The organism is Streptomyces sp. B1I3, assembly GCF_030816615.1.
Classification (GTDB): domain Bacteria; phylum Actinomycetota; class Actinomycetes; order Streptomycetales; family Streptomycetaceae; genus Streptomyces.
In genome coordinates, this window is sequence record NZ_JAUSYD010000001.1 from 3,555,760 (window position 1) to 3,570,884 (window position 15,125).

A 15,125-nucleotide genomic window follows, 5' to 3' on the forward strand; every position below is an offset into this window, starting at 1 on the left:
CCGCGCACCGGGGCCCCGGTGCGCGGCGGGGTGCGCCTGACCGGCGCATGGTCCGGAGCCGCCCGGTGGCGCCCGGCCCGCCGACGACGCGGAGCCGGCCCGACGCACCGGACCGGCGACCGCACCCGGCCGGCGGATCGCAGCGGGCCGCCCGTGGCGCCGGGGCCGGCGAGTCAGCGACCGAGCCGCCGCGAACGCCACACCAGGTACAGCGCGGACGCCACCGCCGCCGTACGGACGACCACCGGCCACACGTCGGCGATGGCGTCCCCCATGGCGCCCTCCGCGATCGGGGCGCCCCAGCGCCCTTCCATGCGGCCCCAGAGCCAGACGAAGGCCCCGGCCACCACCAGGCCCGGCAGGCCCATCGCGACCCACTTCGCCTCCGCCCGCGAGAACCTGCGCGAGCTGTACGCGAGCAGCCAGCCGCCCGCGAGCGCCAGCCACGAACCCAGGACGGCACCAACCACCAGCAGCGCCGCCGCGAGAAGCAGCAACGGGTGCGCGAACCGGGGGCCGGTGGCCTCCTCGACCGCGACGGCGGCGGGTGTCCGGCGGCGCGGTCGCAGCCGCAGCCGCCTGCGCGGGGGCGTGACCGCCTCCTCCTCCCCGTCCCGTTCCTCCGCGGGTTCCTGCGGGTCCTCCTCGACCGGCCGGGGCGGCACCGGAGGCCGTAGCAGCTCCGGGCTGAGTCCGCCAACGAAGCCGGGCACCGCCGTGTCCAGCGCGCCCGGGCCCCCGCCGAAGGGTCCCGCCTCGGCCTGCCACCACTCGGGCCCGACACCGGCCTCGCCTTCCGCACCCAGCCCCGCCATGTGCGGAGCCGACGCGGACGGCCAGCCGGGCACCGGCTCCCCGTCGGGCACTCCCGGACCCGCGACCGGCACTCCCGGGCCCGCGTCGGGCACTCCCGGGCCCACGTCCGGCTCTTCCGGCCGCGGCTTCCGCGCCGCGGGGCGGGCGGACTCCCCCGCTGCCGGCCGTGCTTCCCGCTGTGCCGCCTCCGGCGACGGGCCGGGCCCCTCCGACGCGCCCTTGCGTGACGCGTCTTTGCGGAGCGCCCCCAGCCGTGGCCGGGGCATCTCGCGCACCTCGGCCGCACCGGTGTCCGTGCCCGCACGCGGCCGGGGCAGCGGAGCCGTGGCGTCGCCCTGCCCGGCCGCCGCCGCGACCAGTTCGTCCGGTGTGCCGAGCCGGCCGAGGATGCGCCGGACCACTGCGGGAGTGTCCGAACCGTCCGTCCCGCGCTGCCGCTCGATCTCGCCCCGCAGTGTCGAGACGAGTCTCATCCGGGCACCCGATGACAGCTGCTGTCGCTGCGCCAGGTCACCGACCCGGCTCAGATAGTCGTAGACAAGCTGGTCGCTCTCGATCCCCACGCGATCGTTCTCCCTCTACCCGCCCTTGCCCCGACGGTAGCGTTCCAGGGGCTACCGTGGGACGGATGGGGACGACCACACCACCGCGCACGCTCGCCGAAGCCCTGCGCGCCCGGGGAGACGAGGCGCTGGCGGGGCTGCTGCGTGCCCGCCCGGACCTGCTCAGTCCCGTGCCGAACGACATCACCCAGCTGGCGACACGGGCCGGTACACGGGCCTCCGTCGTCCGTGCGCTGGAGCATCTCGACCGGTTCGCGCTGCAGACCGCGGAGGCGCTGGCGGTGGCACCGGACCCGGCTCCGTACGCCACGCTGCTCTCGCTCCTCACCGGTGACGGCGCGGACGACGGCGACGGGCGGGGCGACGCCGGGGCGGCGATCACCGCGGCGCTGCCCGCCGCACTCGGCACCCTGCGCGAGCAGGCACTCGTCTGGGGCGAGGACGAGCGGCTGCACCTCGTGCGCACCGCCCGCGAACTGCTCGCCCCGTCCCCGCAGCACCCGTCCCCCACAGGTCTCGGCCCGACCGTCGCCGAGGCGACGGCCGGCATGTCGCCCGGCCGGCTCCAGGAGATCCTGGCCGCCGCCGGGCTGCCGGCCACCCACGACCCGGTCTCCGCCGTCGCCTCGCTGAGCGGTCTCTTCACGGACCGCTCCCGCATGGGCGCGTTGCTGGACACCGCCCCGGTCGAGGCGCTGTCCGTGCTCGACCGGCTGGTGTGGGGCCCGCCGTACGGGGAGGTCACGCCGAATCCGACCCCGCCCGTCCAATGGCTGCGCGACCGCGGGCTGTTGCTGCCCGTGTCGACGCGGACCGTGGTCCTGCCGCGCGAGGCGGCGCTGCACCTGCGGGCCGGCCGCGCCCACCGCGTGCCGGAGCCCGTGCCGCCGGCGCTCGTGGCGGCGGCCGAGCGCGATCCCCGGACTGTGGACAGAGCCGCGGCCGGTCAGGCCTTCACCGCACTCTCCACCGTCGAGGAGCTGCTGAAGCTCTGGAACAACGGCGGTCCGGCGATCCTGCGTGCCGGCGGCCTGAGCGTGCGCGAGCTGAAGCGGGTCGCGAGCGCCCTCGACGTCTCGGAGCCGATCGCCGCCTTCTGGGTCGAACTCGCGTACGCCGCCGGGCTGCTGGCCCCCGACGGAGAGACCGACGAACGGTACGCGGCGACGCCCGCGTACGACCAGTGGCTCGACCTCCCCGCCCAGGACCGCTGGACCGACCTCGCCACCGCCTGGCTCGCCGCCACCCGTACCGCAGGCCTGATCGGCGGCCAGGACGCCAAGGGGCGGGCCCTGTCCGCACTCGGCCCCGATCTGGACCGCTCGGCCGCACCCGAGGTGCGCCACCGGGTCCTGGCCCTGCTCGCCTCCCTCCCCCCGGGCACCGCGCCCGACCCGCAGACACTCCTGGCCAGGCTCCGCTGGGAACGGCCGCTGCGGGCGTCCGCGCCCGGCACGGCGCCGTCCTCCGGTGACACCTCCGACCTGCGTTCCCGGATCGCCCTGTGGACGGTCAACGAGGCGGAGCTCCTCGGCGTCACCGGCCGCGGGGCCCTCTCCTCCCAGGCCCGTGCCCTGCTCGACGGCGGCACGGCCGAGGCCGCCGCCCGCCTGGCGCCGCTCATCCCCGAACCGCTGGACCACGTACTGCTCCAGGCCGACCTGACGGCGGTCGCCCCTGGTCCGCTGGAACGCCCGCTCGCCGAGATGCTCTCGGTGCTCGCGGACATCGAGTCCAAGGGTGGCGCCACGGTCTACCGCTTCACCCCCGGCTCGGTCCGCCGCGCGCTGGACGCCGGCCAGGCCGCGGCCGACCTGCACGCCTTCCTGGCGACCCACAGCCGCACGCCGGTGCCGCAGCCGCTGAGTTATCTCATCGACGACGTGGCCCGCCGCCACGGCCACCTGCGGATCGGCGCCGCCTCCGCGTACGTGCGCTGCGACGACGAGGCCGTACTGAACGAGATCCTGGCCGACAAGCGCTCCGCCGCCCTGCGGCTGCGCCGCCTCGCGCCGACCGTGCTGGCCGCGCAGAGCGACCCGGGCGCGCTGCTCGAAGGGCTGCGTGAGATGGGGTACGCACCGGCCGCCGAATCCGCCGAGGGCGATGTCCTGATCGCCCGCGCCGGTGCCCGTCGGACCCCTCCCCGGGCGGCCCCCGTCCCCGTCCCCGAGGGCCCGCCGGTCCCGGATGCGACGCTGCTGTCCGCCGCGGTGCGCGCCATCAGGGCCGGTGACACGGCCGCACGGGCCGTCCACCCGGACGCCCAGGACGCGGCGGCGGCCGGCGCACTCCCCCGTACGTCCTCCGCCGAGACCCTGGCAACGGTGCAGGCGGCCGCGATGACGGGGTCCGCGGTGTGGATCGGCTACGTCAACGCCGACGGCGCGGCCAGCCAGCGCGTGATCGCGCCGGTCAAGGTCGAGGGCGGCTTCGTCACCGGCTTCGACCACACGGCGGACGAGGTCCGCACCTATCCGCTGCACCGCATCACGGGGGTCGCCGAACTGGCCGACGACCAGTCGGCCTGAGGCGCGGGAAGGACACCGGAGGGCGGGCGCGGGTTCACGCCCGAGCGCCCCGCCTCACGCACGCGCTCCGCCCGCGGCCTCACACACGCGCTCCCGCCCCGCCGCCCGAGCCTCACACGGCGATCCCGCCGAGGCCGGCGGCCTCGCGGAGCACGTCGACGAGCATGGGCATGGTGAGCCTGCCGGTGAACGTGTTGCGCTGGCTCGGGTGGTAGCTGCCGAGCAGGTGCAGCTCCTGCCTGTGGTCCGTGGCGGGCAGCACGACGTGCGCGCCGTGGCCGAAGACGGGGCGGGGCCGAGGCAGCCGCCACCCCGCGTCGGCGAGTACCGGGAGCACGGCCTGCCAGCCGAAGCCGCCGAGGACGACCACCGCACGCAGCCCGGGGCTCAGCAACTCCAGCTCGGCCGCCAGCCAGGGACGGCAGGTGTCACGCTCCTGGGGAGTGGGCTTGTTCGCCGGAGGGGCGCAGTGCACGGGAGAGGTGAGCCGGACGCCGTGCAGGGCGAGCCCGTCACCGGCGTGGAGGGAGTGCGGGCTCGACGCGAGGCCCGCCTCGTGCAGGGCCGCGAAGAGGAAGTCGCCGGCCGCGTCCCCGGTGAACATCCGCCCGGTCCTGTTGCCCCCGTGCGCGGCGGGCGCGAGCCCGACCACCGCCACCTTCGCGTCCACGGGGCCGAAGCCGGGCACCGGCCGGGCCCAGTAGTCCCAGTCCCGGAAGGCGGCACGCCTGACCTCGGCGACCTCCTCGCGCCAGGCCACCAGCCGGGGGCATGCCCGGCACTGCGTGACGAGTCCGTCCAGCTCCCCGGGCCCGGCGCACCGGGGTGCGTGGTGGGCGGGGAAGTCCGGGTCGTCGGGGCCGGGCGCCGTATCCGCCGTATCCGTCGCGTCCATCCGTCCACGCTAAGGGGTGTCCGTGCTCTCCCGCCCCGGACATGATCGCCGCCGCGCGGCCCCCGGTCGCGTCCCCGATGCGGCACACTGGACGTTTGGCCGTTCGCGGCCGACCCTGGCGGCACATCCCGGCAGCAGGGCAGAAGCAGAACAGAAAGGGCCGACGCGCGTGACCGGACCCCTCATCGTCCAGAGCGACAAGACGCTGCTCCTCGAAGTCGACCACGAGCTGGCCGACGCCTGCCGTCGTGTGATCGCGCCCTTCGCGGAGCTGGAGCGTGCGCCCGAGCACATCCACACCTATCGGGTCACCCCGCTCGGCCTGTGGAACGCCCGTGCCGCGGGGCACGACGCCGAGCAGGTCGTCGACGCGCTCGTGGAGTACTCGCGCTACCCCGTGCCGCACGCGCTGCTCGTCGACATCGCCGAGACGATGGCGCGGTACGGACGGCTCACCCTGTCCAAGCACCCGGTGCACGGCCTGGTGCTGACCAGCACCGACCGTCCGGTGCTGGAGGAGATCCTCCGCTCGAAGAAGGTCCAGCCACTGGTCGGGGCGCGCATCGACCCCGACACCGTGGCCGTGCACCCCTCCGAGCGCGGGCAGGTCAAGCAGACGCTGCTGAAGCTGGGCTGGCCGGCCGAGGACCTCGCCGGTTACGTCGACGGCGAGGCGCACCCCATCGAGCTGGACCAGGACGGCTGGGCGTTGCGCCCCTATCAGAAGCAGGCCGTCGAGGGGTTCTGGCACGGTGGTTCCGGTGTCGTCGTACTCCCCTGCGGTGCGGGTAAGACGCTGGTCGGGGCCGGTGCGATGGCCGAGGCCAAGGCGACCACGCTGATCCTGGTCACCAACACCGTCTCGGCCCGGCAGTGGAAGCACGAGCTGGTGAAGCGGACCTCGCTGACCGAGGACGAGATCGGCGAGTACAGCGGTACGCGCAAGGAGATCCGGCCGGTCACCATCGCCACGTACCAGGTGCTGACGACCCGGCGCAAGGGCGTCTACCCGCACCTGGAGCTGTTCGACTCCCGTGACTGGGGTCTGGTCATCTACGACGAGGTGCACCTGCTGCCCGCCCCCGTCTTCAAGTTCACCGCCGACCTCCAGGCGCGGCGGCGCCTCGGGCTCACCGCGACGCTGGTGCGCGAGGACGGGCGCGAGTCGGACGTCTTCTCGCTCATCGGCCCCAAGCGGTTCGACGCCCCGTGGAAGGAGATCGAGGCACAGGGCTACATCGCGCCCGCCGACTGCGTCGAGGTCCGCGTCAATCTGACGGACTCGGAGCGGCTCGCGTACGCGACGGCCGAGGCCGAGGAGAAGTACCGGTTCTGCGCGACGACCGCGACGAAGCGCAAGGTGACCGAGGCGCTCGTACGCAAGCACCAGGGCGAGCAGACCCTCGTCATCGGGCAGTACATCGACCAGCTCGACGAGCTCGGTGAACACCTGAACGCCCCGGTGATCAAGGGCGAGACCACGAACGCGCAGCGCGAGAAGCTGTTCGGCGCGTTCCGGGAGGGCGAGATCAGCGTGCTCGTCGTCTCCAAGGTCGCCAACTTCTCGATCGACCTGCCGGAGGCGACGGTCGCCATCCAGGTGTCGGGGACGTTCGGCTCGCGCCAGGAGGAGGCACAGCGGCTCGGCCGGGTGCTGCGGCCGAAGGCGGACGGGCACGAGGCCCGGTTCTACTCGGTGGTCGCGCGGGACACGATCGACCAGGACTTCGCGGCACACCGCCAGCGGTTCCTGGCGGAACAGGGATACGCGTACCGGATCGTCGACGCGGACGAGCTGCTCACGGAGAACTGACGCCGCCCGGCGCGGGGCGTCGACGCGGGCCGGCGCGCATGGCGGTTACGCGGGCCGGCGCGTACGGCGTCCACGCGGGCCGGCGGGCTCAGCGGTGCCGGCGGACGATGCCCGGCTCCTCGGCGTACTCACCGAGGACGGCCACTCCGAAGGCGGTACGCGCGAAGACGGCGACGGCGCGTACCGCTCCTCCGAGCCGGTGCCCGGAGGGTGAGTGACCGGTGGCCGCCGTCGCGCCGTGCGCGCGGCCGGTCCTGCGTGGGTCGAGGTGGACGGTGCTCATGCCTTCCATGGTGCGCCGCCCGTCCCCGTGGCGGCATCGGCCTGCGGGCGGAAGCGCCCGGGCCCGCGGGTAGTCCCAGGTCCCATGCGGTCCCCAGTGGTCCCCTACGGGACGGACGGGAACAGGCCGGGGCGAGGCCTCTTCAAACGGTTCGCCCCCGCGGACGCCGGTCGATACAATCGCCGGTCTGCCCGCCTCCCGCACCGTGGTACCGGTCCGCCGCACATGAGCGGCCGGCAGCCGGGGGAGCGCCGCCGACCGGACGGAAACCGGCCGACAACAGCCGCACGCGCCCAGGCGCGTTGCGCACCTGTGTGAACGTCCTCAGCGGACCGCGCGTGAGCGCGGTCCGCCGTCCTGCGTCGAAAAGCCGGAGGCAACACCGTGCCCGCGCACGAAGAGACAATCGATCCGCTGGTCAGGGAGCGCACCCACCTCGCCGAGTCCCGCGCCGCGCTGCGCGCCATGCGCGAGGACGTGCAGGCGCTCGACATCCGCGACGTCACCGCGAACTGGGTCAACGCCGCCGTCCTGCAGTCCCAGATCGACGACCGCATCAAGGCGCTCGCCGACCTCACGCACACCCCGCTGTTCTTCGGCCGCCTCGACTACCTGCACACGGTCGGCGCCGACGAGGCGGAGGGCGCCGAGGGGGAGCAGTTCTACATCGGCCGGCGCCACGTCCACGACGCGCACGGCGACCCGATGGTCATCGACTGGCGCGCCCCGGTCTCCCAGCCGTTCTACCAGGCCTCCAAGAACAACCCGCTGGGCGTCGACCGCCGCCGCCGCTTCGGCTACACCGGTGGCGACCTGACCGCGTACGAGGACGAGCACCTCACCGACCCCTCGGAGACCGAGCAGACCAGCAAGCTCCTCCAGGCGGAGATCGAACGGCCCCGCGTCGGCCCCATGCGGGACATCGTGGCGACGATCCAGCCCGAGCAGGACGGGATCGTCCGCAGCGGGCTCGGCGGGACTGTCTGTGTCCAGGGCGGCCCCGGCACCGGTAAGACGGCCGTGGGCCTGCACCGGGTCGCCTACCTCCTGTACGCGCACCGCGAGCGGCTCGCCCGCACCGGCACCCTCGTGATCGGCCCCAACCGGTCCTTCCTCCACTACATCGAGCAGGTCCTGCCCGCCCTCGGTGAGCTGGAGGTGAAGCAGGCCACGGTCGAGGACCTCGTGGCGGCGCGGGTCGAGGTGCGGGGCACGGACGAGGCCGCCACCGCCGTGGTCAAGGGTGACGCCCGGATGGCGGAGGTCCTGCGGCGGGCGATCCGCTCGCACGTCACACCCCCCACCGAGCCGGTCGTCGTGGTGCGCGGCTCGCGCCGCTGGCGGGTGCCCGCTCACGAGGTCGAGGAGATGGTCGGCGAGTTGCTGGCCCGCGACATGCGCTACGGCGCAGCCCACGAGGCCCTCCCGCAGCGCATCGCACACGCCGTACTCGTCCGGATGGAAGAGGCGGGCGAGGCTCCCGACGACCGCGTGCAGAACGCGGTCGCGCGCAATCCCGCGGTGAAGGCGGCGGTGAAGGCGATCTGGCCGGCGGTGGACCCGGCGAAGCTGGTGCTGCGGCTCCTGACGGACGCGGAGTTCCTGGCCGTGCACGCGGAGGGGATCCTGACCGGGGACGAACAGAAGCGCATCCTGATGGTGAAGCCCGCCCGCAGCGTGAAGTCGGCGAAGTGGTCCGCGGCGGACGCGGTCCTGATCGACGAGGCAGCCGACCTGGTGGCCCGTACGCACTCCCTGGGGCATGTCGTGATCGACGAGGCCCAGGATCTGTCCCCGATGCAGTACCGGGCGGTGGGCCGGCGCTGCTCCACCGGTTCGGCGACCGTCCTCGGCGACCTGGCACAGGGGACGACCCCGTGGTCGACGGAGAGCTGGGCACAGGCGCTGTTCCACCTGGGCAAGGCCGACGCGGTGGTGGAGGAGCTGACCGCCGGCTTCCGTGTGCCGCGCGAGGTGATCGCGTACGCCTCGCGGCTGCTCCCCGCGATCTCACCGGGGCTGGCCCCCGTGAAGTCCGTCCGTGAGACGCCCGGTTCCCTGGACGTACGGGAGGTGGCGTCGCAGGCCCTGGACGCGGCGGTGGTCGCGGCGTGCGGGGAGTCGCTGCGCCACGAGGGCTCGATCGGCCTCATCGCGGCCGACGCCCGCGTCCCGGCTCTGGCCGAGGCCCTTGCCGCGGCCGGCCACAGCTGGCTGTCCCCCGGCGAGGAGACCACGGCCGCCTCCCGGCTCACGCTGGTCCCGGCGTCGCTGGCGAAGGGCCTGGAGTACGACTACGTGGTGCTGGACGAACCGGCTGCCGTGGTCGACGGCGAACCCGACGAACGCACGGGCCTGCGCCGGCTGTACGTGGCGCTGACCCGGGCGGTCTCCGGGCTGGTGGTCCTGCACGCCGCTCCCCTGCCGGACCGGCTGACCACGGGCTGACGGGGCATCCGCCCCCGGGGCGGCACCGCGTCACCACGGAGCGGCCGGGCGGCGTCAGCCGGCCACGACCTGCCCTCCCCCGGACCGTGGCACACCGGAGGGAGGACGGGTGGCGCCTGCACGGCCGCCCCGGGCGCCCACATGCCCGCCGGGCGCCGGCTGTCAGCGGTCGAGCGCCGTGCGCCACTCCCGTACGGCCGCCTCGTCCACGGGTCCCGTCCAGCCGCCCGGACGCGCCGCGCCTCCGATGTGGAAGGCGTCGATGCCCGCTTCCCGCAGTTGCGGCAGGTGGTGCAGGAGGAGGCCGCCGCCGACCATGATCTGCGGCTCGTAGCCCGGTTGCCCCGAACGGCCCGCCTCGGCCAGCAGGGTCGGGATACCGTCGTCGACCCCGGTCGCCGCACCTGCGGTGAGGTAGGCGTCCAGGCCCGGCAGATCGGCGAGGTGCTTGCGCAGCGCGTCCCGGTCGGCGGCGCGGTCGATCGCCCGGTGGAAGGTCCACCTGCAGCCGTCCAGTTCGGCGATGAGCCGCTCGACGGACACCAGGTCCACGTGTCCGTACTCGTCGAGGAAGCCGAGCACGAACTCCTCGGCCCCTTCGGCGCGCATCTCGTGCGCCTTCGCCACGAGGACCTCGATGTCACCGGCCGCGAACCCGTCCGCGACCCTGAGCATCACCCTGAGGGGGATGCCGACGGCGGACCGGATCCGGCCGAAGGCCTCCCGGGACGGGGTCAGGCCGTCGGCGGCCATGTCGGTGACCAGTTCGAGGCGGTCCGCACCACCCGCCTGAGCCGCGACCGCGTCCTCCGCGTCGAGAGCGATCACCTCCAGGACTGCACGGTTGCTCATGGGATTCCAATTCTTCGGAGCGGCTATAGGTCTAGTCCATTGACCAGCCTACGGGTCGACCGCCCGAAGGCGCAGCTCCCCACGGGGAACGTGCGCACCACCTGGCCCGCGTGAACGCCACGGACCGCCTGGGCCGCCTGGCCGTGAAGATACGCGAGGCCGCGGCGCCATCCGTGGAACGGACGCGCCGCGGCCTCGCGGTCACGGGCGGGAGAGCGTCAGGGCTGGACCGGCATCGACCAGCAGTTGGAGCCCGTGGGCCTGCCGGCGAGGCGGTCGGTCAGCCAGGACACGGCCTTGCCCTGGTCGGTGAGGAGAGGGGCGACGTGGTTGGTCAGGAGCTTGTCCCCGAGGTTGGGCAGGATGACGGCCTCGTAGGTGACGTCGCCGCCCTTGCGGCACCAGTCCACCGCCAGCTGCCGGGCCTGTCCGTGTCCGACGATGTCGTCCTGGACGCCGGTCACCAGGCGTACCGGGCCGGCCGGCCTGAGCCTGCCGATGCGCTGGGCGGCGAGGGCCGCCTGGAGCTTCGGCTCGGCCGCGATGACGTCGGCGATGGACCTGCCGTCGGCGGTCCACTTCTTGCTGCTGGTGAAGCCGTAGCCGAAGATCGCGTCGCCGACGCACATGGTGGACGTGTCCGCGAGCGCGGCCTTGCCGGTCGCGTTGGTGTGGGCGTCGACGACCGCCCGCAGTGACGGGTCGGACTGGGCGAAGCCGTTGATCGACCAGCCCAGCGCACCGGCCAGGGCGCTCCCGTCGATGCCCTTCATCACCTCGGTGAGGTCGGCGGGCGGTGCACCGGCGTAGGTTCCGGCCAGCTCGACGTCGGGCGCGTAGGCGGGCTGCAGCTCGGCCGCCGCCGCGCTCGCGCCGCCGCCCTGGCTGTACCCGTACAGGCCGACGCGCGAATCGCCGGTGACCGAGGCGCCCGCGACGCCGCGCGCGGCGCGTACCGCGTCCAGCAGGGCGTGCGCCTCGTCGACGCGGTTGACGTAGGTGTGGAGACGGTCCGTCGTGCCGAGTCCGGCGTAGTCGGTGACGACCACCGCCGCGCCGGCGGCCAGGAAGCGGTAGGCCGCCAGGTTGTCGTAGCCGATGGACAGGGTCCCCTCGCCCACCGTCAGCGGATGCTGGAGGGCCAGCGAGGGGGCGCACTGATCACCCTGGCCCATGGTTCCCGAGGCCAGCGCCACCAGCGGGCGGGCCCCGCCACCCTTCCAGGTGACCGAGGGTTCTATGTACGCACCGGTGACCGCGACGGGCTGCCCGCCCGCGTCGGTGGACCTGTACATCAGCCGCGTCGCCGTTCCCGGCAGCGGGCGGCCGTCCAGACCGGGCAGGCTGAGGCCGAGCGGCAGCGGCTCCGTCCGGACGAGGGCCCCGTCGGCGGACGGCAGTTCCGCGGGCGGGGTGTAGAAGGCGGGGATGGTCACACCCCGGGAGACCACCGGTCCGGTGGAGGCGGAGGCGGTGGGCACGGCGTAGGCGCCCAGGCAGGCCGCCACCGCGGCCGTCGCGACGATCAGGCGCCCGGCAGCGCCGGGACGCGGGCGGCGACGGGGGACGTGGGGGGTACTCATGGTCGAGCTCGAACGGGCGGTCTTGCGCGGACTCACGGCTCACTCCCTCGCTCTGCTCCGATGAAGGTGAGCGCAAGCTAGCACCGAGCCGTTACCTGAGGTAACTCACCAGTAAGTTACGCTTCGGTAACGTTACTGGGCAGTCAGCTCGCCCCCGCCCGGCCACCGCGGCCCGGAGCCTGCGGCCGTCCGGTCCCTGCGCCCGTCAGGCGCATACGAAGCGGACCGGCGTCCCCGGCGCCGCCTGGGCGGCCCCCGCCAGCGCGGACTCGGCGACGACACCGACCACCGGGTAACCCCCCGTCGTCGGGTGGTCGTTGAGGAACACCACGGGCCGTCCGTCCGGCGGCACCTGGACGGCCCCCAGCACCATGCCCTCACTCGGCAGTTCGCCGTCCCGGGCGCGTTCCAGGGCGGGTCCCTCCGTACGCAGTCCGATGCGGTTGCTCCGCTCCGAGACCCGGTAGGCGGCGGTGGTGAGCGTCCGCAGGGCGGCGGCCGTGAACCACGCCTCGCGGGGGCCGGGGTGCAGGGGCAGGACGAGTTCGGCGGGGACGCCGGGCCAGGGGACGGCGCCGGAGGCCGGGCACGGGCCGCCGGGCTCGCCGAGCGGGAGCACGTCACCGTCCCGCAGGACGGGCGGGCCGAGCCCCGAGAGCAGGTCTGCCGACCTGCTGCCGAGCACCGGATCGGGCACCAGCCCGCCCGCGAACGCCAGGTAGGCCCGCAGTCCGTGCACCGCCGGCCCGGCCTCCAGGACCGCCCCCTCCGGTACGCGCACGGGCGCACCCCAGGCCACCGGACGCCCGTCCACCGTCACCCGGCAGGCCGCTCCGCCGACGACGGCCGTCACGGACCGGGCGCCGGTGAGGCGGACCGCGCAGCCGGTGAGCGTGGTCTCCAGCACAGCCGCGTCCGGCGCGTTGCCCACGAGCCGGTTGGCCAGGTGCCGGGCCGGGGCGTCCAGCGCACCGGCCCGGGGCACGCCCAGGTGCGCCCAGCCGCCGCGCCCCTCGTCCTGCACCGTGGTCAGCGCCCCCGCCCGGACCACCGCGAGCCCCGGGGTCATGCGCCTGCCCCCGTCGCCACGAACCGCACCCGGGTCCCGGGGCTCAGCAGCGCCGCGGGTTCGCGGCCCGGGTCCCACAGGGCGTCCGGCTCCGGCATCCGGCCGATCAGCTGCCAGCCTCCGGGCGACGGACGCGGGTACACCCCGGTGTACGGCCCGGCGAGCGCCAGCGCACCGGCGGGCACCCGGGTACGGGGAGTGGAGCGGCGCGGCACGCGCAGGTGTCCGGGCAGCCCCGTGAGGTAACCGAAGCCGGGTGCGAAGCCGCAGAAGGCCACCCGGAACTCCGTACGTGCGTGGATGCGGGCCACCTCGTCGACGCCGACGCCCCACGCCCGGCCCACGTCGGCAAGGTCGGGACCGTCGTACACGACACGGATCTCCACGGCCTCCCCGGCACCCCTGACCAGCGGCGGCACCTCCCAGGAGGCCAGCTCCCGGGCGAGCTCGGACAACCGCTCCCGCACGGCGTCCGACCGCCCGCCCGCTCCCCCCACCCCGTCCAGGAGTACGGTCCGCGCCCCGGGGACGACCTCCCGCACACCGGCGAGTCCGCCGCCCGCCCGGCGCCGGAGCAGCTCCGCGTGGAAGGCCTGGGCGTCCTCGCCCGAGGCGAACTCCACCAGCAGGGCGTGGGGTCCGGCGGGCAGCACCCGGAAGTCGCTCACGCGAACGCCCTCACAGTGATGCCGGCCTCTTCCAGCGCCGCCCGGATCCGCCGGGCGAGGGCCGCCGCCCCCGGGGTGTCCCCGTGGACGCACAGCGACCTCGCGACGACCGGCACCCGGCTGCCGTCGACACCGGTCACGGCCCGCTCGACCGCCATGCCGACGCTCCGGCGCACGACGGCGTCCCCGTCGTGCACCACGGCGCCCGGTTCACCGCGCGGGACGAGGGTGCCCCGCGGAGTGTAGGCGCGGTCGGCGAAGGCCTCCCCGACGGCGGTCAGTCCCGCGGCCCGCGCGTGGGCCAGCAACCGCGAGCCGGGCAGCCCGAGGACCGCCGGACGGCCGCCGGCCAGCAGCACACCCTCGACGACGGCGGCGGCCTGCGCGTCGTCGTGGACGACGCGGTTGTAGAGGGCGCCGTGCGGTTTCACGTACGAGACCGTGGAGCCGGCCGCCTCGGCGAACACCCGCAGGGCGCCGATCTGGTAGGCGGTCTCGGCGGTGAGCTCGGCGGCGGGCACGTCCATGGAGCGGCGCCCGAATCCGGCCAAATCGCGGTAGGAGAACTGCGCCCCGATCCGTACGCCGCGCTCCGCCGCCCGGTCGCAGACCCGCCGCATCACCGAGGCGTCGCCCGCGTGGAACCCGCAGGCCACATTGGCGCTGGTCACGCAGGTCAGCAGTGCCTCGTCGTCGGTGAGGGTCCAGCGTCCGAACCCTTCACCGAGGTCCGCGTTGAGATCCATCACAAGGGCCGTCCGCGCAGGTTCTGTCACGTCAGAACGCTAACCACCGGTCGCACCACCGACAAGATCTGGCGGCCCTAGAGTCGTCCCATGACCGACGCGCAGACGCTCCGCACCCGCTGGCAGGACACCCTCGTCGCCGTCCGGGGCCAGGCCTCGGGGCCCGACCCGCTGCCGTACGCGGACAACCTCCTGGACCGCTGGGCCGAACCCCAGCGGCGGTACCACACCACCGCCCATCTGGCGCAGGTCCTGGATCGCGTCGACACCCTGGCCGGCCATGCCGCCGACCCGGATCTGGTGCGCCTCGCCGTCTGGTTCCACGACGCGGTCTACCGGCCGGACCGCTCCGAGAACGAGGAGCGCAGCGCCGCGCTCGCCGAACGGGCCCTGCCCGAGGCGGGTGTCCCCGACGCGGCGACGGCCGAGGTGGCCCGGCTGGTCCGGCTGACCGTCACCCACGACCCGGCCGAGGGCGACACCAACGGTGAGGTGCTGTGCGACGCGGACCTGGCGATCCTGGCATCGGCCCCGAAGGAGTACGCCGCCTACGCGGCCCAGGTCAGGCAGGAGTACGGCTTCGTCCCGGACGACGCGTTCCGTGAGGGCCGGGCCGCCGTCCTGCGGCAGTTGCTGGGGCTGCCCTGCCTCTTCCGTACGCTGCACGGGGCGGCGGAGTGGGAACCGCGGGCCCGGCAGAATCTGACGACGGAGCTCGAACTCCTCACCCGCTGAGCCCGCACACCACCCGGAGCGCCCCCGCCCGTGGCCTTCCCCGCCCGGATCCTCCCGCCCCGCGGCTCCCCCTCCCCGGCTCACCCGGTGGGACGGGGGAATGCCGGAGGGCGCGTCCCTGTT

General features: G+C 74.7%; 12 protein-coding genes. 4 read left to right on the top strand and 8 right to left on the bottom strand.

Features of this window, described 5'->3' with window-relative positions; all coding sequences use genetic code 11:
- Nucleotides 1-173: 173 nt before the first annotated feature.
- Nucleotides 174-1,379 (bottom strand): hypothetical protein, encoded by a 1,206-nt coding sequence (locus QFZ58_RS16210; protein WP_307125628.1) that lies wholly within the window; start codon nucleotides 1,377-1,379, stop codon nucleotides 174-176.
- 65 nt (nucleotides 1,380-1,444) lie between these two features.
- On the opposite strand from QFZ58_RS16210, the gene QFZ58_RS16215 reads away from it, so the two are divergent.
- Nucleotides 1,445-3,910 (top strand): helicase C-terminal domain-containing protein, encoded by a 2,466-nt coding sequence (locus tag QFZ58_RS16215; RefSeq protein ID WP_307125629.1) that lies wholly within the window; start codon nucleotides 1,445-1,447, stop codon nucleotides 3,908-3,910.
- Nucleotides 3,911-4,022: 112 nt separating this feature from the next.
- Here the strand turns inward: QFZ58_RS16215 and QFZ58_RS16220 are convergent, their stop codons facing one another.
- Nucleotides 4,023-4,805 carry a uracil-DNA glycosylase gene (locus QFZ58_RS16220; protein ID WP_307125630.1) on the bottom strand — a complete coding sequence of 261 codons (783 nt, stop codon included), beginning with the start codon at nucleotides 4,803-4,805 and terminating at the stop codon, nucleotides 4,023-4,025.
- Nucleotides 4,806-4,974: 169 nt separating this feature from the next.
- On the opposite strand from QFZ58_RS16220, the gene QFZ58_RS16225 reads away from it, so the two are divergent.
- Entirely contained in the window at nucleotides 4,975-6,618 is a 1,644-nt protein-coding gene (locus tag QFZ58_RS16225) for a DNA repair helicase XPB (protein WP_307125631.1), read from the top strand.
- Between the two features lie 88 nt (nucleotides 6,619-6,706).
- Here QFZ58_RS16225 and QFZ58_RS16230 read toward each other — a convergent pair whose 3' ends face one another.
- Nucleotides 6,707-6,901 carry a hypothetical protein gene (locus QFZ58_RS16230; protein WP_307125632.1) on the bottom strand — a complete coding sequence of 65 codons (195 nt, stop codon included), beginning with the start codon at nucleotides 6,899-6,901 and terminating at the stop codon, nucleotides 6,707-6,709.
- Nucleotides 6,902-7,285: 384 nt separating this feature from the next.
- Here QFZ58_RS16230 and QFZ58_RS16235 point away from each other — a divergent pair, with 384 nt between their 5' ends.
- Nucleotides 7,286-9,349 (top strand): ATP-binding domain-containing protein, encoded by a 2,064-nt coding sequence (locus QFZ58_RS16235; protein ID WP_307125633.1) that lies wholly within the window; start codon nucleotides 7,286-7,288, stop codon nucleotides 9,347-9,349.
- 162 nt (nucleotides 9,350-9,511) lie between these two features.
- On the opposite strand, the gene QFZ58_RS16240 is transcribed toward QFZ58_RS16235, so the two are convergent.
- The 5 genes from QFZ58_RS16240 to QFZ58_RS16260 all read right to left on the bottom strand — a co-directional run bounded on the left by QFZ58_RS16240 (nucleotide 9,512) and on the right by QFZ58_RS16260 (nucleotide 14,267).
- The gene (locus tag QFZ58_RS16240) at nucleotides 9,512-10,201 is read right to left on the bottom strand and encodes a copper homeostasis protein CutC (RefSeq protein ID WP_307125634.1); all 690 of its coding nucleotides are present in this window, start codon (nucleotides 10,199-10,201) and stop codon (nucleotides 9,512-9,514) included.
- 218 nt (nucleotides 10,202-10,419) lie between these two features.
- Nucleotides 10,420-11,820 (bottom strand): lipase family protein, encoded by a 1,401-nt coding sequence (locus tag QFZ58_RS16245; protein ID WP_307125635.1) that lies wholly within the window; start codon nucleotides 11,818-11,820, stop codon nucleotides 10,420-10,422.
- Between the two features lie 169 nt (nucleotides 11,821-11,989).
- On the bottom strand, nucleotides 11,990-12,853 hold the full coding sequence (locus tag QFZ58_RS16250; RefSeq protein ID WP_307125636.1) for a biotin-dependent carboxyltransferase family protein: 864 nt from the start codon (nucleotides 12,851-12,853) through the stop codon (nucleotides 11,990-11,992).
- Entirely contained in the window at nucleotides 12,850-13,521 is a 672-nt protein-coding gene (locus tag QFZ58_RS16255) for an allophanate hydrolase subunit 1 (RefSeq protein WP_307125637.1), read from the bottom strand. Before QFZ58_RS16255 ends, QFZ58_RS16250 begins: the two co-directional genes overlap by 4 nt.
- Entirely contained in the window at nucleotides 13,518-14,267 is a 750-nt protein-coding gene (locus QFZ58_RS16260; RefSeq protein WP_307128886.1) for a LamB/YcsF family protein, read from the bottom strand. Before QFZ58_RS16260 ends, QFZ58_RS16255 begins: the two co-directional genes overlap by 4 nt.
- Nucleotides 14,268-14,357: 90 nt before the next feature.
- On the opposite strand from QFZ58_RS16260, the gene QFZ58_RS16265 reads away from it, so the two are divergent.
- Nucleotides 14,358-15,002 (top strand): hypothetical protein, encoded by a 645-nt coding sequence (locus tag QFZ58_RS16265; RefSeq protein ID WP_307125638.1) that lies wholly within the window; start codon nucleotides 14,358-14,360, stop codon nucleotides 15,000-15,002.
- The last annotated feature ends 123 nt before the right edge of the window (nucleotides 15,003-15,125 follow it).